The following is a 21,136-nucleotide window of genomic DNA, read 5'->3' as shown; positions in this document are numbered from 1 at the left end:
ACCATCAGTCCTGCGGCGGATTTTCCGCGCGCAGTGGCCGGGCGAGCAGCGCGCTGACGACCTCGTCCACCGGATCGCCCTCGAGCAGCCGCTCGACCGCGAAGACGATCGGCATGGCGATGCCCTTGTCCCGTGCAAGCTCGGCCAGCACCGGCGCGGTATGCGCGCCCTCGGCCACGGTCTTGCGGTCGGCCATCAATTCTTCGGCGGTGCGGCCTTCACCCAGGGCCTTGCCGAGCGAGAAATTGCGACTCGAGGTCGAATTGCAAGTCAGCACCAGGTCGCCGAGGCCGCACAAGCCGGCAAGCGTTTCGCGCTCTGCGCCCAGTTCCTCGCCGAACCGCAGCATTTCGGCATAGCCACGGGCGATCAGCGCGGCGCGGGCGTTCTGCCCCATGCCAAGACCCTCGACCACGCCGCAGGCGATCGCGAGCACGTTCTTCACCGACCCGCCGACTTCCGCACCGGCGACATCGGTCGTGTAATAGGGCCGGAAGTTTTTGCGTGCGATCTGCGGCGCGAGGCGCTGCCATTGCGCTTCTTTGCCACCGCAGGCGAGGGTCACTGCCGTCGGCAGGCCGTCCGCGACTTCATGGGCGAAGGTCGGTCCGGACAGGACGGCGATCGCGCTGTCGGGAGCGATCGCCTTGGCGACCTCGTTCATCAGGCGCCCGGTCCCGCGCTCGATACCCTTGGAACACAGCACGAGGTCGAGCGGGTGGGCCGGCATCTCGCCCAGCACGCTGCCCAAATGCTGCGCAGGCGTCACCACCAGGAGCATATCCAGCTCCGCCATCTCGGCCAGGTCGCCGGTCGCACGGATATTGTCGGACAGCACCGCGGAGGGAAGGAATGGCGTGTTGCGATGCTGCGTATTGATCTCCTCCACGAGATCGCTCTCGCGCGCCCACAGCAGCACGTCGCGTCCGTCCGAAGCGAGCATTTGCGCCAGCGCGGTGCCCCACGCGCCCGCTCCGAGCACGCCGGTTCTTGGTTGGGTCATCGCCGGTTCCTCCTCAAGCCTTGTAACCCGCGCCGCGCACCGGCTCCGCTTCCGGGTCGAGCGGCCAGCGCGGACGCGCCGCAAGGTCGAGCGGGTCGGAGCGGAACGCGTCGCCCTCTGCCGCCAGACGCTCCAGCCCGGCCCATGCGATCATGGCCGCGTTATCGGTGCAAAGGGCCAGCGGCGGCGCGGAGAACCGCATGTCGTGGCGTTCGGCCAGTCTCTCGAGCGCCGTTCGGATCGCCTGGTTGGCGGCCACGCCTCCCGCGACGACCAGCGTCGCCACCGGATCGGTCCGGGCGAGCGAATACTCCAACCGGTCGACGACGCAGTCCATTGCCGCTTGCTGGAAACTCGCGGCAATATCGGCGACCGCGTGTTCGCCGCTTTCATGCGCGCGCATCACCGCGCTCTTGAGCCCGGCAAAGGAGAAATGTGGCTCCTTCGAGCCTGCCAGCGGCCGGGGCAGGGGCACGGCAGCGGCATTGCCCTCGCGTGCCAACCGCTCGACCGCGGGCCCACCCGGATAGCCCAGGCCGAGGATCTTGGCGGTCTTGTCAAAGGCTTCGCCCAGTGCATCGTCGATCGTGGTCGCGAGCCGCCGATATCGACCGACTCCCTCGACCCGCAGGATCTGGCAATGCCCGCCGGAAACCAGCAGCAGCAAATAAGGAAATGCGATGCCCGCATCGGCAAGGCGGGGCGATAGCGCGTGACCTTCGAGGTGATTGACCGCCAACAGCGGCACGTCGCTTGCCATCGCGAGCGCCTTGGCGCTGACGAGGCCGACCATCACGCCGCCGATCAGGCCGGGACCGGCGGTCGCGGCGATCGCGTCGAAGTCGGGAAGGGCGATCCCGCTCTCGGCAAGGACCCCCTCGATCATCGGCGCGAGCTTTTCGGCATGGGCGCGGGCCGCGATTTCCGGGACGACGCCGCCATAGGGAGCATGTGCCGCATCCTGGCTCGCGATGCGCTGCGCGATGATGCGCCGATCGCTGTCGACGACGGCGACTGCGGTTTCGTCGCAGCTTGACTCTATGCCCAGGACGACGGCCATGCGGCTTCCCCTGAACCAGATGCGGGGCTAGGGCAAGCGCGCCCTATGACCGATACGCCCAGACTCCGCCTCGGAACCCGCCAGTCACCGCTTGCGATGGCGCAGGCGCATGAAGCTCGCGACCGCCTGTGCAGGGCGCATGGCTGGGACGTACATGCCGTCGAACTGGTTCCGGTAATCGCCAGCGGCGACCGAATCCAGGAGCGCCCGCTCGCCGAGATCGGCGGGAAGGCGCTGTGGACGAAGGAACTGGATGCCTGGCTGGTCGAGGGCCGGATCGATGCCGCAGTTCACTCGATGAAGGATGTGGAAACTCTGCGTCCGGCGGAAATCGCGATCGGTGCGATCCTGCCACGCGCCGATGTTGCCGACGTCCTGGTCGGCGCAGCGTCGATCCGCGGCATCCCGCAAGGCGCGCGCGTGGGAACCAGCGCGCCGCGCCGTGCCGCGCAGATGCTCCACCACCGGCCCGACTGCACCATCGTCGGCATTCGCGGCAATGTCGCCACCCGTCTCGCCAAGCTGCAGGCTGGCGAAGCGGACGTGACACTGCTTGCCGCCGCCGGGCTCGACCGGCTGGGCGAACACGGCGTGGGGACGCGGCTCGATCCCGAAGAATGGTTGCCTGCTCCCTCGCAGGGCGCGATCGGGCTCGAATGCCGCAGCGGTGATGCACGAACGCGGGAGTTGCTGGCTGCGATCGACCATGCCGAAAGCCGTTGGCGGGTCGAAGCGGAGCGCGGGCTGCTCGCCAGTCTCGAAGGCACCTGTCACAGTCCGGTGGCCGCCTTGTCGTGGATCGAGGGGGAGACGATCGGCTTGCGCGCGGCCATATTCGCCGAGGACGGTTCCGAGCGGTTCGAAGGCACGATCACGCTTCGGGCAGGCGACACCGATGGTGCAGAACGGCTGGCGGAGGATCTTCTCGCACGGGCTTCGACCAATGTTACCCGGCTTTTCGGAGGCTGAATGAAGCGCCTGGTCGTCGTCCGCCCGCTGCCCGGCGCTCTCCGCACCGTCGAGGCGGCGAGCGCGCAAGGTCTGGTCGCGGTTGCGATGCCGGTGCAGGAATACGAACCTGTCGAATGGCACATGCCGCGGGGCGACTTCGATGGCCTGCTGGTCGGCAGCGCGATGGCCTTCGCCTTCCCCTCCGCCATGCTCGACGAAACCCGCCACCTTCCGGTCCACGCAGTCGGCGCGACCACTGCGGCGGCGGCGCAGAGTTCCGGCTACCGCGTTGCATCGACCGGGGTAGGCGGCCTCCAGGCGGTGATCGACGCGCTTCCCGCCGACAAGCATCACCGGCTGCTGCGCATCGGCGGGGAGGAGCGGGTACCCCTCGACCTGCCGGAGCATGTGAATGTCGTCGAAGCAGCCGCGTACCGGCTGGTCGACATCGAGCTGACGGCGGAAGAGGCAGGCGTGCTGGGCAAAGACGCCGCCGTGGCGCTCCATTCGGCAGGTGCCGCACGCAGTTTTCGCAGGAACTGCGAGCGGCTGGACATCTCTCTGCCCAGCATTTCGCTGGCCTGTCTCGGCCCCCGCATTGCCAGCGCTGCGGGCGAGGGCTGGGCCTGCGTCGAAAGCGCCGACTCACCAAATGATGCGGCTTTGCTGGCTTTGGCCCGCACTATGTGCCAATGAGCCTGCGGACACACTGCAGCGGGAGACTGCGGGAATTAGGGTCGTGGAACAGGTCGGGATGGACAAATTCGTGAGCGAGAGCCGAACGAGCGGCCCTTCACGCGCCTTTTTCGGCGTGGCGTTGATCTCGTTTCTCTTCGGAGCAGCGGTGGTCGCCTATTTCACCCAGCGCGACGGGCTGCTGGGTGGCGAGGAGCCTGCCACGGTTGCCTCGGAAGTCCCTGCATCCCCCTTGCCATCGCAAAGCGTGTCGCCGACCCCGTCGCCCAGCGCGACCGCCAGCGAAGCTGCAGAGCGCGTGGCCGAACAGCAGGGCGGGATCGAGCAACGGCTTGCGGCCGCCGAACAGCGGCTTGCCCGGCTCGACCTCCAGTCGGAAGCGGCGGCCGGCAATGCCGCGCGTGCCGAAGGCCTGCTGATCGCTTTTGCCACCAGGCGCGCGCTGGAACGCGGTGCCGAGCTCGGCTATCTCGCCGACCAGCTGCGGCTGCGGTTCGGTGATGCGCTGCCGAACGCCGTTCGCACGGTTATTGCCGCGTCGCGAAAGCCGATCACGCTCGATCAGCTGATCGCCCGGCTCGAAGGGCTCGCACCGGAACTGTCGCAAGGCGAGGACCAGCCGAGTTTCGGCAAGCTGTGGAACGATCTCGGCAGCCTGTTCGTGATCCGCCGCGAGGATGCACCTTCACCCCAGCCGGAAAAGCGGCTCGAACGCGCGCGGCTGTTCCTGGAAAGCGGGCGCGTCGAGGCAGCGATCGAGGAAGTCCGCAATCTGCCGGGCGCAGATCGGGCCGACCAGTGGATCGCCGATGCGGAGCGCTATGCCGGGGCCCAGCGGGCGCTGGAATTGATCGAAACCTCTGCCGTTCTCGAACCCCGCCTGCTGCGTGACGGGTCGGGCAACCGGATCGACCAGCCCAGTCCACTCGCCGGGGAAGCCCGGGAAAACTGAGCGGTCTGGCCGGTCAGCTCTTCAAGAGTTCCGGCAAGTCTCCCGAGACGCCGCGCGCCTCGTCCATGAACCAGCGCTTGAGCATCGGCATGCGTTCGACCGCGCCCATGCCTGCGCGCCGGATCGCCGAGGCCGCCTGACCGGGGACGCCGAACAGGCGCGTGAGGCCGTCGGTCGCCAGCGCGACCATGAAGCTGTCGAGGCCGCGCCAGCGTTCGTAGCGCGCGAGCAGTTGCGCATCGCCGATGTCGAGCCCGAGCCTGAGCCCTTCGTCGAGCACCTCGACCAGCGTGCCTACATCCCTCAGCCCGAGGTTGAGGCCCTGGCCGGCGATCGGGTGGATGCCGTGCGCGGCATCGCCGATCAGCGCCAGCCGCTGCCCGGTGATCCTGGCCGTGTGGTGGAACCCGAGCGGGAAGGACGAGCGCGGACCCACGCTGCGGATTTCACCGAACATGCCGCCCATCCGCTTCTCGACTTCGGCGAGGAAGGCGCGGTCACCGAGCTTGAGTGTGCCTGCGGCATCGCTTTCGCTCACGGTCCAGACCAGCGCGCTGCGGTGCTCGCCGCTTTCGGTGTCCAGCATCGGGAGCAGGGCGAAGGGCCCGGCGGGGTAGAAGATTTCCCACGCGACATTGTCGTGCGGCTTTTCATGAACCAGTCCGGCGATGATCGCGCGGTGCGAATAATCCCACTTGGCGATCGAGATTCCGGCATCCTCGCGCGTCGGCGATCCGCGCCCCTCGGCGGCGATCATGAGCGCGGCTTCGAGCCGTCTGCCGTCGGCAAGAATGGCGGCAACGCCGAAATCGTCCCGGTGCCGTTCGACTATCTCGGCCCTGGAATGCCAGGCAATGAGCGGCTCTTCGCGCGCGGCTTCGAACAAGGCGAGCCGCAGTTCGCGATTGGCGAACATGCGTCCGAGCGACGGCTCGTGAGATTCGGGCTGGAAGTCGATCCGGCCGGGCTTCATCTGGTCGGTCACCGCGATAGAGGCGATGTGGCAGGCGTGCGGTTCCAGCCTGTCGGCGAGCCCGATGTTGCGGAACAGGCTCCAGCTCGCGGTGGAAATCGCCGAAGCGCGCCCGTCGAAGCCTTCATCGGTGAGTTCGGCCGGATCGGCGCGATCCACCACGTGGCTGGAAATGCCTTTCTTCGCCGCAGCGAGCGCAAGCGTCATGCCGACGAGGCCGCCGCCCAGGATCAGAAGGTCTTTCTTGTCGTCCATCGGCTGCATCCCTAGAGCCAGCGCCGTGACCGAGGCAAGGCAAATGGACGGGTTGCGCAAGCTGGCGGCGCTCTGCCTGCTGCTGTTTGCCCTGTTGGCACCGTCTGCCGACGCGCAACCGCGCCTCGACAGCAGCAAGATGGCCGTCGAACTTGTCGCGGACGGACAGCCGGAGCCGGGCAGCGAGTGGCTGCTCGCCCTCCACTTCACGCCGAGCTCGCCCGAATGGCACGGCTACTGGTCCAATCCGGGCGATGCGGGGCTGGGCATGACGCTGGACTGGCGGCTGCCGCCGGGCTGGAAGGTCGGCGAGCCGCTTTATCCGGTTCCCGAAACGCTGCTGATCGGCGGATTGATGAACCACATCTACGAAGGCGACTACGCCGTCCTCGTGCCGGTCACGGTGCCGCGGAACGCAAACGTCGCCGATCGCGAACCCGTCGAGTTGTCGATCGACTACCTCGCCTGCACCGACAGGGTCTGCGTGCCGCAATCCGCCCGGCTCGTGCTCGACCCCGCGACGAGCCGCACCGACGGGCGCTTTGGTGCCTGGCGGGCGGCAATCGCGCCGCAACTCGACAGCAATCCGCGCTTCGAATTTTCGGGCAACCGCCTCAGAATAGGCATCCCGCTTCCTGCGAGTATCGGTCTTGGCGAGCCGCACGTCTTCGTCGCGTCTCCCGATCTGGGCGAGGGTCGCCAGGTCGACTACGCGGCGATCCAGACCTTCATACGCAATGGCGACCTGCTGGTCGCGGAAGTGCCGATCAAGGACGGCGCGATGTCGCCCGGGGCCGGGCAGACCGCGACCGGAGAACTTCGCGAGTTCGGCGGGATCCTGTCGTTCGGCGAAGGCCAAGGCGTGCGGTTCACCGCGCTGCCGGGCGACGTACCGCTCGAAGGGGGCGAGCCGCTCGCTTCGGGCGCACAGACGCCGGCGCTGCTCGTCCTGCTCTTGGCAGCGCTGGCAGGCGGCTTGCTGCTCAACGTGATGCCCTGCGTGTTCCCGATCCTCAGCCTCAAGGCGCTGGCGCTGGCCAAGGCGGGCGGGGACGCCATTTCTGCGCGACGCGATGCGCTGGCCTATACCGCAGGTGTGGTGATCGCCTGTGCGGCGCTCGGCGCGGGACTGCTCCTGCTGCGATCGGCGGGCGAGCAGGTCGGCTGGGCCTTCCAGCTGCAGGAGCCGGCAGTTGTGGTCGCGCTGTTCCTGCTCGCGGTCGCGATAACGGCCAACTTCCTGGGCCTGTTCGAGGTTCCGGGCATGTCGATTTCCGGTGGACCGCCCACCAGCCGGGGCAGCTTTGCGACCGGGCTGCTCGCGGCATTCGTGGCGACGCCCTGCACGGGGCCGTTCATGGCTGCGGCGCTTGGCGCTGCTCTGCTGTTGCCGCCGCTGGAAGCTATGCTGCTGTTCGTGGCGCTGGGCATCGGGCTTGCGCTTCCGTTCCTGCTGATCGGCTTCGTTCCTGCGCTACGCGGATTGCTGCCCAGGCCCGGTGGCTGGATGGTGACGTTCCGCCGGTGGATGGCTCTGCCCATGGGGCTGACGGCGGCAGCTCTTTTCTGGCTGCTGTGGCGATTCGGCGGAACAGTGCCGCTGGTCGCGGCAGCACTGGTCGCGCTGGTGATCGTCGGATTGCTTGCGACGCTCGGCAAGCGCCAAAGGCAAGGCGCACCGGGACAGACAATTTTCGCAGGAGCGGTCGTGGCCCTGGCGATCATCGCCAGTTTGACCGTGCCACGCGCTGGCCCCGGCGAGGCGATGGAAGCGGACGAGAGCCTGCTCGCCCCGCAGCCGTTTTCCGGGGCCGCACTGGCCGCTGCGCGGGCGAGCGGAAAGCCCGTGTTCGTGTGGTTCACTGCCGACTGGTGCGTCACCTGCAAGGTCAACGAGCGGGTCGCGATCGAGCGCGAAACGACCAAGACCGCTTTCGATAAGGCCGGGGTAATCAGTCTTCGCGGCGACTACACGCGGCGCAATCCGGAAATCGCCGAGTTCCTCGCCCGCCAAGGTGCGGCGGGCGTTCCGCTCTACCTTTGGTACGAGCCCGGTGGCGACGCCGAGCAATTGCCTCAGGTGCTTACGCCGGAGGGTCTTGCGCAGCTGGCCGCTCGGCCTCGGCCTCGGCCTTAGCCTTAGCCTTCAGGATGGAGCGCTGCATCGCGCGGCAGCGTTCGATCAGCACGCCGGGCCGGTTGCTGGCATTGAGCTTGAGCGTTCCGGCACCCGGCACCGTGGCTTCCACGCCGCGCGCACCGGTCAGCGCCTCCAGCCGCTGATTGTCGATCGATGTCTCGCCCTGCCATAGCGTCACGTCGCCGACCGGAACGGCATCGACTTTCAGCCGCGCGACATGGCCGTTGCCGATGACTGCCATGAATGCCTTCGCGCCGCGGTCCGCGGGCGAATAGCGGGTGAGGCGCAAGCCCACCTGGTCGCCATCCAGGACGCAGGCGATGGCGAACAGCGGTGCCTTGCCCGGTTTTCCGTAGATCAGTCGATCCTGTCCCTCGACTTCGGCCCAGACCGCGCCCTGCGTGTCGGGCGAGGGCAAGGGTTTGCTCGCCTGGCGGGTGGCCGGGCGGATATCGCTGCGCTCGACATAGCTGTCGGCAGCGGGCGGCTGGCACGCGGCAAGGGCGAGCAGGCCGAGGGGGAAGGCTGGGCGCATGGTGTCGGCGCTATTCCATCGCGCGCAACGCGTGGCAATCGCGTTGCCGCGACTTGCCCACTTTTCGGGTCAGGGCTTGCCGCCCATCCTCTTGTAGCGAGTCTTCCCGTAACGGGTCTTGCGCGTCCCCGGCTTGCCTTCGTTGCTTCGCCCGACGAGCGGTGCCTTCTTTTCGTGATCGGACAGGCCGAGCTCGTCGTTTTCGAGCCGGCGTATCTCGTCGCGGAGCCGACCGGCCTCCTCGAACTCGAGATCGGCCGCGGCATTGCGCATCCGCTTTTCCAGATCCTCGATATAGGCGCGAAGATTGTGTCCGACGAGGTTGTTGCGTTCATCGTCACCGGTATCGACCGTCACCCCGTCCTGGGACGCGGTATGCGCGACGATATCGGCGATCTGGCGCTTGATCGTCGTCGGCGTGATGCCGTGTTCCTCGTTGTAGGCACGCTGCTTCTCGCGGCGGCGCTCGGTTTCCGCCATCGCGCGTTCCATGCTGCCAGTAATCCGGTCGGCATAGAGGATCACCCGCCCGTCGACGTTGCGGGCAGCACGTCCGATCGTCTGGATGAGCGAGGTTTCGGAGCGCAGGAAACCTTCCTTGTCGGCATCCAGAATGCAGACCAGCCCGCATTCAGGGATGTCGAGCCCTTCGCGCAGCAGATTGATGCCGACCAGCACGTCGTAGACGCCGAGCCGCAGGTCGCGGATCAGCTCGATGCGTTCAAGCGTCTCGACATCGGAATGCATGTAGCGGACGCGCACGCCTGCCTCGTGCATGAACTCGGTCAGGTCTTCCGCCATCCGCTTGGTCAACGTGGTGACGAGCGTGCGATATCCCTTGGCCGCAGTCTTCTTGCATTCCTCGATGCAATCCTGGACCTGGTCCTCGACCGGCTTGATCTCGACCGGCGGGTCGATCAGCCCGGTCGGCCGGATAACCTGTTCGGCGAAGACGCCGCCGGTCTGTTCCATTTCCCACGATCCGGGCGTCGCCGAAACGCAGAAGGTCTGCGGGCGCATCGCGTCCCATTCGTTGAACCGCAAGGGCCGGTTGTCGATGCAGCTCGGCAGGCGAAAGCCGTACTCGGCCAGCGTGATCTTTCGGCGGTGGTCGCCGCGCGCCATCGCGCCGACCTGCGGCACGGTCTGGTGGCTTTCGTCGACGAATAGCAGCGCGTTCTCGGGCAAATACTCGAACAGCGTCGGCGGCGGTTCGCCGGGCAACCGCCCGGTCAGGAAGCGGCTGTAGTTCTCGATTCCCGCGCACGAGCCCGTGGCAGCGATCATCTCGAGGTCGAAATTGGTCCGCTGCTCCAGCCGCTGGGCTTCGAGCAGGCGGCCTTCCTCGTGCAGTTCCTTGAGCCGTTCCTCGAGCTCGAACTTGATGGCCGCGCTGGCCTGTTTCATCGTCGGTCCCGGCGTGACGTAGTGCGAATTCGCATAGACCCGCACCTTGTCCAGCACCGCGCCCTTCTTGCCCGTCAACGGGTCGAATTCGGCGATCTCCTCGATCTCGTCGCCGAAGAAGCTGATGCGCCAGGCGGTATCCTCGAGGTGGCTCGGGAACAGTTCCAGATTGTCGCCACGCACGCGGAAATTGCCGCGCGCGAAGGCGGCATCATTGCGCTTGTACTGGAGCGCGACGAGCTTGCGGATCAGCTCGCGCTGGTCGACGCTCTCGCCGGTCTTGATATCGAAGATCATCGCCGAATAGGTCTCGACCGAGCCGATCCCGTAGAGACACGACACCGAGGCGACGATGATAACGTCGTCGCGTTCCAGCAGGGCGCGGGTGGCCGAGTGGCGCATCCGGTCGATCGCCTCGTTCACCGAGCTTTCCTTCTCGATGTAGGTGTCCGACCGCGGCACGTAGGCTTCCGGCTGGTAATAGTCGTAATAGCTGACGAAATACTCGACCGCGTTGTTCGGGAAGAAGCTCTTGAACTCGCCGTAGAGCTGGGCGGCGAGGATCTTGTTGGGCGCGAGGATCAGGGCCGGGCGCTGCAACTCCTCGATCACCTTGGCCATGGTGAACGTCTTGCCGCTGCCGGTCACGCCGAGCAGGGTCTGGGTCTGCTCCCCCTCGCGCGCGCTCGCCACCAGTTCGGCGATCGCGGTCGGCTGGTCGCCTGCCGGCTCGTAATCCGACACCAGTTCGAACCTTCGTCCGCCCATCGATTTTTCGGGGCGGGCGGGCTTATGGGGGACGAACTCGCCGGTCGTGTCCGGCTCGTCCAGTCCGCGTCTGATCACCAATTCGGCCATGACGCACATATGGGGAACACTGCGGTCCGGTGCAACGGCGGTTTGCGAGCCGAGCAGGCCCCGAGGCCCGTTTTCGGTCGGCGGTTGAACGGCAGATGACGCCACCGGCCGGGAGCCGTTCATGGCACTCGTGCATTATTGGAGGGTGATGGCAAGCCTATCGATCATGACCAGCGTCGCGGCCAATCGCCAGGAACTTGCCCGGCGCTGGGCGCTCGCGGTCGAGCCATGCCCCGAGCAAGTCTCCTCCCCACCGCTCAAGCTGCTGCTGCGCGAACTCGACTGGATGGCAGAGCCGGTCCGCCGCAAGCGGCGTGGCCCGCTCGACATTGCCACGTCCGATAACCCGAAAACGGTCATGATGCTGCCCGGCTTCGCCGCCCATCCGCTGCGGATGCGCTACATGGCACGGCAGATCGAGCGGGCCGGCCACACCGTCAAACGCTGGGGCCTGGGCCTCAACCTGGGACCGACGCAGGAACGCTTCGACGTGCTCGAGAAGCGGCTGGCTGACATATGCACGCGGTACGAGGGTAAGGTGACGCTCGTGGGCTGGAGCCTCGGCGGGATATTCGCGCGCGAGCTGGCGAAGCGCCATCCCCAGTGCGTCGACAAGGTCATTACCATGGGCTCGCCCTTTTCCGGCAGCCAGAGGGCCAACAATGCCTGGCGTGCCTACCAGTTCGTAACCGGGCACCGGGTCGATTCGCCCCCGATCGAAGCGGACATCGCCGGCAAGCCGCCGGTCGAAACGGTGGCCTTGTGGAGCCCGTGCGACGGGGTGGTCAGTCCGCGCAGTGCCTGCGGCAGGCCCGGCGAGCGCGATCGCGCGATCGCGCTGCGGTGTACGCACATGGGCTTTTCCTTTTCACCCGAGGCGATCCGCGCGGTGCTGGCGGAACTCTAGCCTGTTTCGCGCCTTAATAGGGTGAGGCGGCTTGCCAGCGGCCTTTTTCCATCTATGGTGCATTGCACAAATCGCGGGGGTTGATGGCGAACTGGGACGACAATTTCGACGAGATGCACCGCTCCGGCGGCGGCATACGCGACGCCTACGCCGACTACTGCGACTGGTTCGAAGGCCAGGACAACAAGGCCCTCCGCCGCAAGCATGACGAGGCGGAGTCCAGTTTCCGCAAGACCGGCATCACCTTCAATGTCTACGGCGACGACGAAGCCGAAGAGCGGCTGATCCCCTTCGACATGGTGCCGCGGATCATCTCCGCGCAGGAATGGCGCAAGCTGACGCGCGGGATCGAGCAGCGCGTGAGCGCGCTCAACGCCTTCATGCACGATCTGTATCACCGGCAGGAGATCGTTCGCGCCGGTCGTATTCCGGAAAGGCTGCTGCGCGACAACGCGGCCTGGCTTCCGAACATGGTCGGTTTCACGCCGCCGGGCGGGGTCTACACCCATATCGTCGGGATCGACCTGGTACGCACCGGGCCCGACGAATTCTACGTGCTGGAGGACAATGCGCGCACGCCATCGGGCGTAAGCTACATGCTCGAAAATCGCGAAACGATGATGCGCATGTTCCCCGACCTGTTCATGCGCGTGCCGATCGAAACGGTGTCCGACTATCCGCGGCGGCTGGCCAAGAGCCTCGCGGCCTGCGCGCCGAACAAGACGACCGGCAAGCCGGTGGTCGCCGTGCTGACGCCGGGCATCTACAATTCCGCCTATTTCGAACATGCCTTTCTCGCCGACCAGATGGGTGCGGAGCTGGTCGAGGGAAGCGACCTGAGGGTCGTCGACGGCCGTGTCGCCATGCGCACGACGCGCGGCTACGAGCCGGTCGACGTCATTTACCGGCGCGTGGACGACGAATTCCTCGACCCGATGACCTTCAACCCGGATAGCGTCCTGGGCGTGCCGGGGCTGATGGACGTCTATCGCGACGGCGGCGTCACCATCGCCAATGCGCCCGGAACCGGGGTCGCCGACGACAAGGCGATCTATTCCTTCATGCCCGAGATCGTGGAATTCTACACCGGCGAGAAGCCATTGCTGCCCAATGTCGAGACGCATCGCTGCGCCGATCCCGAAAGCCTCAAATACGTGCTCGACAACCTTGCCGAATTGGTGGTCAAGGAAGTCCACGGATCCGGCGGGTACGGGATGCTTATCGGGCCGACGGCGACCAAGGGCGAAATCGCGGAGTTCCGCAAGAAGCTCGAGGCACGGCCGGCCAACTACATTGCGCAGCCGACGCTGTCGCTCTCGACCTGTCCGATCCTGACCAAAAACGGCCTTGCACCGCGTCACGTGGACCTGAGGCCCTTCGTTCTCGTCTCGCCCGACAAGATCGACATCACGCCCGGCGGGCTGACGCGGGTCGCGCTCAAGAAGGGCTCGCTGGTCGTCAATTCGAGCCAGGGCGGCGGCACCAAAGATACCTGGGTGCTGAAGGACTGATGGCAGGGGAAACGCCATGCTAGGTCGGACTGCCAACGGCCTGTTCTGGATGTTCCGCTATCTCGAGCGGTCGGAAAACACCGCGCGGCTGATCGACGCAGGGCTGCGGATGTCGCTGACGCGCGACCTCGTCACCGCCGAGGAAGAATGGCGGTCGGTCATCGAGACGTCCGGCCAGCGCGCCGGCTACGAGAACCGGCATGGCACCTATACCGGCCTGCAGGCGTGGAACTTCCTGCTTCGCGACAAGAGCAATCCTGCAAGCGTGCGCGAAATGCTCGGCTTGGTCCGCAACAATGCGCGGCTCGCCCGAAGTGTCATCAGTGGCGAATTGTGGGAAGCGATCAACGAAAGCTGGATGCAGATCGAGGACGCGGTCGCGAAGCCGGTCACGCAGAACAACGTCGGCGAAGTGGTGGCGATGGTTCGGCAGGCCGGAACGCTCGCCCACGGCGCGATGGCCGGCACCTTGCTGCGTGACGAGACGTTCCACTTTGCCCGCGCAGGCACGTATCTCGAGCGGGCGGACAGCATCGCGCGCATCCTAGACATCAAGTATTACCTGCTGCTGCCTTCGCTGTCCTACGTCGGCTCCAGCCTCGATACGGGCCAGTGGGACAATATCCTGCGCTCGGTGTCCGGCGACCGAGCCTATCGCTATATCCACGGCGGGCAGATCGATGCCCGGCATATCGTCGAATTCCTCGTGCTCGACGACCGGTTTCCGCGCAGTCTCGCCTTCTGCCATTCAGCCTTGCGAGAAAACCTCGCCGCGCTTGCCAAGCTTCACGGCCGCGAAGGCAGGTCCAACGAGTTGATGCGCGAAGCCGACATCCGCCTGTCCGATGTCGACGTCGAGGAGATTTTCGAGACCGGGCTTCACCAGTTCCTGGTGGAATTCAACCGCAGCAACGCCGCGATCGCCCAGGCGATCTCGGACGATTACAGATTTCTGGCCTGACCCTATGAGACTCGCGATCCGCCATACCACGCGCTACACCTATTCGAAGCCGGTCGTGCACGCTCTCCAGCGCCTGCGCCTGACCCCCAAGCACACGCAGGGGCAGGAGATCGTCGAATGGGCGATGGAGTACGAGAACGCGTCGCCCGAACTCAGCTACGACGACCAGCATTTCAACACCGTCACGCTCGTTTCGGCCGAACCGGAGGCGACCGAAGTGGTCGTCACCTGCCACGGGATCGTCGATACCGAGGACAATGCCGGCGTGATCGGGCGCCATTCGGGCCACATGCCCTTGTGGAGCTTTCTCGGCCAGACCCCGCTGACGAGGCCGGGACCGGTCATCCGGTCGCTGGTCCGCGACATCGAGAAGAACACCAGCGACAAGCTGGAACAGTTGCATCTCCTGTCCGCGGGCGTGCTCGCCCAAGTCGAATACAAGGTCGGCGCCACTCACGTCGGGACGACCGCCGAAGAGGCTGTCGAGCAGGGCGCCGGCGTATGCCAGGACCATGCGCATATCTTTGTCGGCGCTGCGCGGTTGCTGGACTGTCCGGCCCGCTACGTCAGCGGCTACCTGATGATGAACGACCGGATCGACCAGGAAGCGACTCACGCCTGGGCGGAAGCTTTCATCGAGGGGTTGGGCTGGGTCGGGTTCGACATTTCGAACGGGATCAGCCCGGATGCCCGCTATGTCCGCGTGGCGACCGGCCGCGACTACCGCGATGCCGCACCGATTACCGGCATCAGCTTCGGAACCACCACCCAGGCCCTCAAGGTGGACGTCGCGGTGGAACAGCAACAACAGTGAAGAATTGACGGCAGGGACTTGGCAGCGCCCGCGAGGCGCGCCACTTCGCGCCAGCCGGACGAACGGAGAGAGAATGACCTATTGCGTGGGAATGGTGCTCGACAAGGGCCTCGTGATGATGAGCGATACCCGGACGAACTCGGGCGTCGACAACATCTCGGTATTCCGCAAGATGTTCTACTGGAAGGTGCCGGGAGAGCGGATCATCTCGGTCATGACCGCCGGCAATCTCGCCACCACGCAGGCGGTGATCAGCCAGCTGGAGGAGCGGACCAAGGCCCCGGAAGACCGCGACAATACGCTGCTGAAGGCCGACACCATGTTTCAGGTCGCGACCGAAATCGGCAAGCTGCTGCGCGAGACGGTCAAGCAGACCCAGGAAAGCAATGGCGTGAAGGGCAGGGGGCGCTTCACCGCCTCGATCATCCTCGCCGGCCAGATCAAGGGGATGGAGCCGCGCCTGTTCCTGATCTACCCCGAAGGCAATTTCATCGAGGCGAGCTTCGACACGCCGTTCTTCCAGATCGGCGAGACCAAGTACGGCCGCCCGATCATCCTGCGCGGCTACGACAAGACGATGAGCTTCGAGGATGCGGTCAAGCTGCTGATGGTCAGCTTCGATTCGACCCTCAAGGCGAACCTTTCGGTCGGACTGCCGCTCGACCTGCTGGTAATCGAGCGCGACGGTTTCGAGCCGACGCACGAGCGGCGGATCATGCACGACGACCATTATTTCCAGGCGGTTTCCTCGACCTGGGCCGATGCGCTGCGCCATGCGTTTCACGCGCTGCCAGACTACAGCTTCTACGCTGAGGACTAATACCTAGGCGGAGGTGCCTAGGCAGTCTTTCGGATGCGTAGAACGGCGTAAATTGCCTCCATTCCGGATTACGGGTTTTCACGAAGGCTCAACGCGAAACGGCGGCGGGTCTCCCGCAATATGGGTCTGAAGTGGTTGTAATCGCGCGTGATTGCATGCCGGCTTTGCGCGCAGCATGCGTCGCATGGACACCAGGACAACGCTTCACATCGTCGACCGATCGACTCGCACGCGAGGCGAGCTTGCGCGGATGGTCTTCGATCTCGGTCACCACGCCGAAGTCTATGCCGACATCGCCGAACTGGTCGAGCGGCCGCCGCGCGACGGCATCCTGCTGCTGCGCGACGAGCCGACCTATTTCGGCCTGCACGACGTGATCCGCAGCCTGGCCGATCACGACGTCGGCCTGCCGGTGCTGGCGATGGATACGTCGCCGGAAACCGGTCGGGTCGTAGATGCGATCAAGGCCGGGGCGCTCGACTATCTCTCGCTGCCGATCGACGCGAACTATCTCTCGCGCGTTCTCGACAATATCGCGGCCGAAGCGGAGGCCTATGCAGCGGCGCGCCAGCGGATGATCGAGGCGCGCAGCCGCATCTCGACGCTGTCCAATCGCGAGCGCGAGGTGCTCGACTGGCTCAGCCGCGGGAGCAGCAACAAGGCCATCGCGCGCGAACTGGCGATCAGCCCGCGCACCGTCGAGATCCACCGTGCGAACATGATGACCAAGCTGGGCGCCAACCATCCGGCGGATGCCGTCCGGCTGCAACTGGAAGCCGGTCTGGGGTAGGCGATCGGGTCGATGTCGCCTGCACGAGCTCTTCGGGTACAAGACCGCTCAGCGACAGAAGCTCTTTCCCTGCCCCGTTCTCTCGACATGGAGATGATCGGCATGGGCAGCATTGTAATCCGGGCCGAGGACCGTGCCGAAGCGCTTGCAGGCGCTCTGGTGAACAACGCGAAGGAACGATTGTTCTGCGCTCGATCCCTCACTCCAGTCCTGCTTGACGCTGACCCGCCGACCGTCCTCGAGCAGGAAAGCGGCGATGTCGACGGCTTCGGCCGTGGCATGGGCGGACAGGCGCGAGGATCCCGCGACATTGCGGCAGGAATAGCTGCCCATCGTCTCGATCCGCGCAATGCCGCTACCGAGATACTGGCGCGCGGCCCGGTCTACGCCGAAGCGAACCCAGCCTGCCAGTGTGTTGGCGACGGGGCAGGACAGCGGGCCGAGGCTGCTGAGCTCGATCCGGTCTGCGTCCGAGGATAGTCGCTCGAGCTTGACGGTGCCGAGCTGGTGGCACCCTGGGCCGAGATAGCGGTCGGGCAGCGGCTCGAAGCGAGCGCCGCTCGCTCCCAGCGTCGCCAAACACATCTGAGTATCCTGGCTCGGTCGGGAAATCGGTGCAGTGGCGGTCGGCATACGCGCCTGCGTTGCCGCCGGGCGCTGGGCCTGACGACCTTCAGGCACGGCCCCGCAGGATGCGAGAGCGAAGGACAGTAGGGCCGTGGCGAGCAATCGGGTCATGCGGCCAGTTTCGCCAAGGATGGTTAACGCAATGCTAACCGGCGCCCTCCTTCATCTGCAAGCATCACGAAGGCGGCGGCGCGCACTGTTCCCAGAGTTCGATCTTGACCCCGTTGGGATCGAGCAGCCAGGCGAACTTTCCGTAGCCTTCGTCTGCCGTGTCGAGAACCTCGATCCCCTTGGCGGCGAGCTCCGCGACGAAACCGTCGAGATCATCGACCCGCAGATTGATCATGAAGCCCGCCGTTCCCGGATTGAGATAGGTGTCGTCGGAAAAATGGCTGATGAGCGAGTAGGGCTTGTCGCAGGTTTCTTCCGACCACGGCAGTTGCGGTCCGTACTCGCCGTCGATGCCGAGGACGTCGCGATACCATGCGCGCGTCGCCTCGGGGTCCTCGACCACGTAAAAGATGCCGCCGAGCCCGGTTATTTTCGCCATCGGCTTTCTCCTCAGTACCCGGCCGCCTGGCCGTCCTTGCGCATTTCGGTTGCGCCGGTCAGGACGCCGGTTTCCGGATCGCGGGCGATCGCTTCGTATCCGCCGAACTGGACCCCCGTCGGATCGACCACCACCTTGTGCCCCAGCGCCCGGAGCGCCTCGACCGTTTCCGCCGGGATGCCGGCCTCGACGTAAAGCGTGCCGAGCGGATCGGCGGTCGGCCCCTCGAGCGGCTCGGTCGGCTGGCGTCCGCCATCGTGATTGAAGCGCGCCGCATCGCCCGCTTCCTGCAGGTTCATGCCGTAATCGACGATGTTGACGAGCACCTGCACATGGCCCTGCGGCTGCATTCCGCCACCCATCAGCCCCAGCGTCATGTAGGGCTCGCCGTCCTTCTTCACGAAGGCGGGGATGATGGTCTGGAACGGTCGCTTGGCCGGAGCATAGGCATTGGGATGCGCCGGATCGAGACTGTAAAGCTCGCCCCGATCCTGGAACATGAAGCCGGTCCCCGGCGCGGTGAGCCCGCTCCCCATGCCGCGATAATTCGACTGGATGAGGCTGACCATCATCCCCGTGCCGTCAACCACGGTGAGATAGGTCGTATCGCCCGGCCCCTCCAGCTTGGGTTCTCCAGGTCCGAATTCGGGGTTGGCCCGCGTCCTGTCGATCAGCGCGAATCGGGCCTTGCCGTAACTTTCGGAGAGGAGATCGAGCGGAAAGCTGGCGAAATCGGGATCGGCGTAGAAGCGTGCGACATCCTCGTACGCCAGGCGCTTGGCCTCGACCATGAAGTGCATCGCCTCGGGGCTGCCGCGCTCCCATTGCGCCAGATCGACGTTCTTGAGGATATTGACCATTTGCAGGGCGGCAAATCCCTGGCCGTTGGGCGGCAGTTCGCACAGCTCGAACCCTTTGCGATAGGCGGCGCAGGCCGGCTCGACCCATTCGCTACGGTGTGCTGCGAAGTCGGCACGCGTGAAGGCCGAGCCCTGCGCCCGGAGATAATCGACCATCCGGTCGGTCAGCTCGCCGTCGTAGAAGGCATCGCGACCCGATGCGCCGATGCTCTGGAGAGTTCGTGCAAGATCGGGGTTCTTGAAGATCTCGCCCGCCTTCGGCGCCTCGCCATCGGCAAACCATGTCGCCCGCGCATTGGTGAAGTCGAACTGGTCGGACATCCGTTCGAACGCACGCAGGTTTCCGGCGAGATAGGCGGCCACGACCGGCGATACCGGAAATCCATCGCGGGCATAGGTCACCGTCGGCGCGAGCAGGCGGTCCATCGGCAGCTTGCCGAACCTGCCGTGCATCGTGAACCAGGCATCGATCGTGCCGGGGATGGTGACGGGAAGCGCGCCGACCGAGGGCAGGGCATCGGCATCGCCGAGCTTGGCTTTCAGCTGGTCGAGAGTCTGGCCCTTCGGGGAGCGGCCCGAGCCGTTGATCCCGTAGAGTTGCTGGGTCGCCGGATCGTAGATGATCGCGAACAGGTCGCCGCCAATGCCGTTGCCGGTCGGATGCATCAGGCCCATCGCGGCATTGGCCGCGATTGCCGCGTCCACTGCGGTTCCGCCGGCTTTCAGGATGTCGAGCGCGACTTGCGTCGCCAGCGGCTGTTCGGTCGCCGCCATGCCGTGCTGCGCGATGACGGGGCTTCGGCTCCAGCTCGCGCCGACTGGCCGTCCACCGGCTCCGATCTGCTGGTCGACCGGCGGCAGCGCCTCCTTGCCGGCTTGCTCCTGTGCTGCGACGGGCAGGGCGAGGCTGGCGAGACCGATAGCGGCCAGAATCCGGTTCATGGGCAGATCTCCTAAGCTGTCGCGACCTTGTGCCGATAGGTTGCCTTGCTGACCAGCCAGATCGCCAGCCACGCCGCGATGAAGCCCGGCACGATCTCGTAAAGACCACGGCCACCGACGAAATCCGCGTTCCAGCCCAGCGCGATCCACAGCGCAACCACCACCGCGCCGGTAACCAGTCCTGCGACGGCGCCGGTGCCGGTCATCCGGTCCCAGGTCAGCGACAGCACAATCAGCGGGCCGAAAGCCGCACCGAAACCGGCCCAGGCGTTGGACACGAGGCCGAGAACTTCGCTCTCGGGATCCTGCGCGATGACGATGGCGGCGAGCGCGACCAGTGCGACGCACACGCGCCCGACGTTCACCGCCTCGCGCTCGCTGGCATTCTGGCGCAGGAACAGGCGGTAGAAATCCTCGGTCAGCGAGCTGGACGAAACCAGCAGCTGCGAGCTGATCGTCGACATGATCGCGGCGAGCAGCGCGGCAAAGAGGAAGCCGGTGATGAGCGGATGGAACAGGAGTTCGGACAGCACGATAAAGATCGTCTCCGGATCCTCGACCACCAGGCCGTTGCGCATGGCGTAGGCGCGGCCGGCGATGCCGAGGCCGACTGCACCGATCACCGACACCGCCATCCACGTCAGGCCGATGTTGCGGGCGGTAGCCACGTCGGCGACGCTGCGGATCGCCATGAAGCGCACGATGATGTGCGGCTGCCCGAAATAGCCGAGTCCCCAGGTCACCGCGCTGACGAAGCCGAGGAAAGTCAGCCCTTCGGTCAGGCTGAGGAAGCCGGGTTGCTCGGCCGCGACCGCCAGGATCGATCCGCCTGCGCTACCGCCTTCGCCGAACATCACCACGAGCGGCATCAGCACCAGTGCGACAACCATGATGCAGCCTTGCACGAAGTCGGTAAGGCTCACCGCGAGGAACCCGCCGACCATGGTGTAGGCAAGGACGACGCCCGCCGTGATCCAGATGCCGAGCATGTAATCGCTCATCGCAACGTTGGGCAGGATTCCGGCGAAGGCCGTCTCGAACAGCTTGCCGCCGCCGACCAGCCCTGCGGCCGTGTACACGGTGAAGAACAGCACGATGACGATCGCGGAAATGACCCGCAGTGCAACCGCCTTGTCGGGAAAGCGATTGGCCAGGAATTCGGGAATGGTCAGCGCATTGCCGAGCTCTTCCGTCTGCTGGCGCAGGCGCGGGGCGACGATGACCCAGTTGGCGATCGCCCCTGCGAAAAGGCCGATCGCGATCCACGCCTCGACCAGGCCGCTCGCATAGAGCGCGCCCGGCAGGCCGAGCAGGAGCCAGCCGCTCATGTCGGAAGCGCCGGCGCTGAGGGCAGCGACGCCGGGCGACAGGTTGCGCCCGGCGAGCATGTAGCCTTCGCTCGTGTCGGTCGACTTGCGCCAGGCGAAGAGCCCGATGCCGATCATCAGGATGAAGTAGAGGGCGAGGGTAACGAGTGTTCCGGTTTGCATGGGCGCGGCTGGTAACAGACGAAACCGGCTCTGG

Annotated in this window: 19 protein-coding genes; 10 read left to right on the top strand and 9 right to left on the bottom strand. The window is 65.8% G+C overall.

Annotation, left to right across the window (positions count from 1 at the left end; genetic code table 11):
- Positions 1–4: 4 nt before the first annotated feature.
- Together GRI48_RS04270 and tsaD are read right to left on the bottom strand one after the other, a co-directional pair.
- Positions 5–1,003: an NAD(P)H-dependent glycerol-3-phosphate dehydrogenase gene (locus GRI48_RS04270; protein WP_160671880.1), complete on the bottom strand. Its 999-nt coding sequence runs from the start codon at positions 1,001–1,003 to the stop codon at positions 5–7.
- A 13-nt stretch (positions 1,004–1,016) separates the two neighbouring features.
- Positions 1,017–2,063 (bottom strand): tRNA (adenosine(37)-N6)-threonylcarbamoyltransferase complex transferase subunit TsaD, encoded by a 1,047-nt coding sequence (gene tsaD, locus GRI48_RS04265; RefSeq protein WP_160671877.1) that lies wholly within the window; start codon positions 2,061–2,063, stop codon positions 1,017–1,019.
- Between the two features lie 45 nt (positions 2,064–2,108).
- Here tsaD and hemC point away from each other — a divergent pair, with 45 nt between their 5' ends.
- Genes hemC through GRI48_RS04250 form a run of 3 tightly spaced genes read left to right on the top strand, consistent with a single transcriptional unit; the run spans position 2,109 to position 4,662 of the window.
- Positions 2,109–3,032, top strand: a complete 924-nt coding sequence (hemC, locus tag GRI48_RS04260) for a hydroxymethylbilane synthase (protein WP_160671874.1) — start codon at positions 2,109–2,111, stop codon at positions 3,030–3,032.
- Positions 3,033–3,710, top strand: a complete 678-nt coding sequence (locus tag GRI48_RS04255; protein ID WP_160671871.1) for a uroporphyrinogen-III synthase — start codon at positions 3,033–3,035, stop codon at positions 3,708–3,710. It begins immediately after the preceding gene.
- 58 nt (positions 3,711–3,768) lie between these two features.
- Positions 3,769–4,662, top strand: coding sequence for an MICOS complex subunit MIC60 (locus tag GRI48_RS04250; RefSeq protein WP_160671868.1), 894 nt, complete (start codon positions 3,769–3,771; stop codon positions 4,660–4,662).
- Between the two features lie 13 nt (positions 4,663–4,675).
- Here GRI48_RS04250 and GRI48_RS04245 read toward each other — a convergent pair whose 3' ends face one another.
- The gene (locus tag GRI48_RS04245) at positions 4,676–5,890 is read right to left on the bottom strand and encodes an FAD-dependent monooxygenase (RefSeq protein WP_160671865.1); all 1,215 of its coding nucleotides are present in this window, start codon (positions 5,888–5,890) and stop codon (positions 4,676–4,678) included.
- A 25-nt stretch (positions 5,891–5,915) separates the two neighbouring features.
- On the opposite strand from GRI48_RS04245, the gene GRI48_RS04240 reads away from it, so the two are divergent.
- Positions 5,916–8,027 (top strand): protein-disulfide reductase DsbD family protein, encoded by a 2,112-nt coding sequence (locus tag GRI48_RS04240; RefSeq protein ID WP_337190766.1) that lies wholly within the window; start codon positions 5,916–5,918, stop codon positions 8,025–8,027.
- Here GRI48_RS04240 and GRI48_RS04235 read toward each other — a convergent pair.
- Positions 7,975–8,565, bottom strand: coding sequence for a hypothetical protein (locus GRI48_RS04235; protein ID WP_160671862.1), 591 nt, complete (start codon positions 8,563–8,565; stop codon positions 7,975–7,977). The two genes, GRI48_RS04240 and GRI48_RS04235, sit on opposite strands and share 53 nt — an antisense overlap.
- Positions 8,566–8,634: 69 nt before the next feature.
- Complete coding sequence (gene uvrB / locus GRI48_RS04230; protein WP_160671859.1) at positions 8,635–10,830, bottom strand: excinuclease ABC subunit UvrB; 2,196 nt, start codon at positions 10,828–10,830, stop codon at positions 8,635–8,637.
- Between the two features lie 148 nt (positions 10,831–10,978).
- On the opposite strand from uvrB, the gene GRI48_RS04225 reads away from it, so the two are divergent.
- The 6 genes from GRI48_RS04225 to GRI48_RS04200 all read left to right on the top strand — a co-directional run bounded on the left by GRI48_RS04225 (position 10,979) and on the right by GRI48_RS04200 (position 16,633).
- On the top strand, positions 10,979–11,737 hold the full coding sequence (locus tag GRI48_RS04225) for an esterase/lipase family protein (protein ID WP_160675363.1): 759 nt from the start codon (positions 10,979–10,981) through the stop codon (positions 11,735–11,737).
- A gap of 83 nt (positions 11,738–11,820) precedes the next feature.
- Positions 11,821–13,248, top strand: coding sequence for a circularly permuted type 2 ATP-grasp protein (locus GRI48_RS04220; protein WP_160671856.1), 1,428 nt, complete (start codon positions 11,821–11,823; stop codon positions 13,246–13,248).
- A 16-nt stretch (positions 13,249–13,264) separates the two neighbouring features.
- Positions 13,265–14,209, top strand: coding sequence for an alpha-E domain-containing protein (locus tag GRI48_RS04215; protein WP_160671853.1), 945 nt, complete (start codon positions 13,265–13,267; stop codon positions 14,207–14,209).
- Between the two features lie 4 nt (positions 14,210–14,213).
- Entirely contained in the window at positions 14,214–15,023 is an 810-nt protein-coding gene (locus GRI48_RS04210; RefSeq protein WP_160671850.1) for a transglutaminase family protein, read from the top strand.
- Positions 15,024–15,096: 73 nt separating this feature from the next.
- A complete protein-coding gene (locus tag GRI48_RS04205) occupies positions 15,097–15,843 on the top strand; it encodes a proteasome-type protease (protein ID WP_160671847.1) in 747 nt (248 codons plus the stop codon).
- Positions 15,844–16,027: 184 nt separating this feature from the next.
- Positions 16,028–16,633, top strand: a complete 606-nt coding sequence (locus GRI48_RS04200; RefSeq protein ID WP_160671844.1) for a response regulator transcription factor — start codon at positions 16,028–16,030, stop codon at positions 16,631–16,633.
- A gap of 48 nt (positions 16,634–16,681) precedes the next feature.
- Here the strand turns inward: GRI48_RS04200 and GRI48_RS04195 are convergent, their stop codons facing one another.
- The 4 genes from GRI48_RS04195 to putP form a co-directional block, all read right to left on the bottom strand.
- The gene (locus GRI48_RS04195; protein ID WP_337190765.1) at positions 16,682–17,218 is read right to left on the bottom strand and encodes an extensin family protein; all 537 of its coding nucleotides are present in this window, start codon (positions 17,216–17,218) and stop codon (positions 16,682–16,684) included.
- A 217-nt stretch (positions 17,219–17,435) separates the two neighbouring features.
- Entirely contained in the window at positions 17,436–17,810 is a 375-nt protein-coding gene (locus tag GRI48_RS04190; protein ID WP_160671838.1) for a VOC family protein, read from the bottom strand.
- A gap of 11 nt (positions 17,811–17,821) precedes the next feature.
- Positions 17,822–19,612: a gamma-glutamyltransferase gene (gene ggt, locus GRI48_RS04185; protein ID WP_160671835.1), complete on the bottom strand. Its 1,791-nt coding sequence runs from the start codon at positions 19,610–19,612 to the stop codon at positions 17,822–17,824.
- Positions 19,613–19,623: 11 nt separating this feature from the next.
- Positions 19,624–21,102 carry a sodium/proline symporter PutP gene (putP, locus tag GRI48_RS04180; protein WP_160671832.1) on the bottom strand — a complete coding sequence of 493 codons (1,479 nt, stop codon included), beginning with the start codon at positions 21,100–21,102 and terminating at the stop codon, positions 19,624–19,626.
- Positions 21,103–21,136: the final 34 nt, after the last annotated feature.

Source organism: Qipengyuania oceanensis, from assembly GCF_009827535.1.
In the GTDB taxonomy this organism is placed as follows: Bacteria; Pseudomonadota; Alphaproteobacteria; order Sphingomonadales; family Sphingomonadaceae; genus Qipengyuania_C; species Qipengyuania_C oceanensis.
Note: the sequence above shows the minus strand (reverse complement) of the source record. Positions and strands in the feature narration are given on the sequence as shown.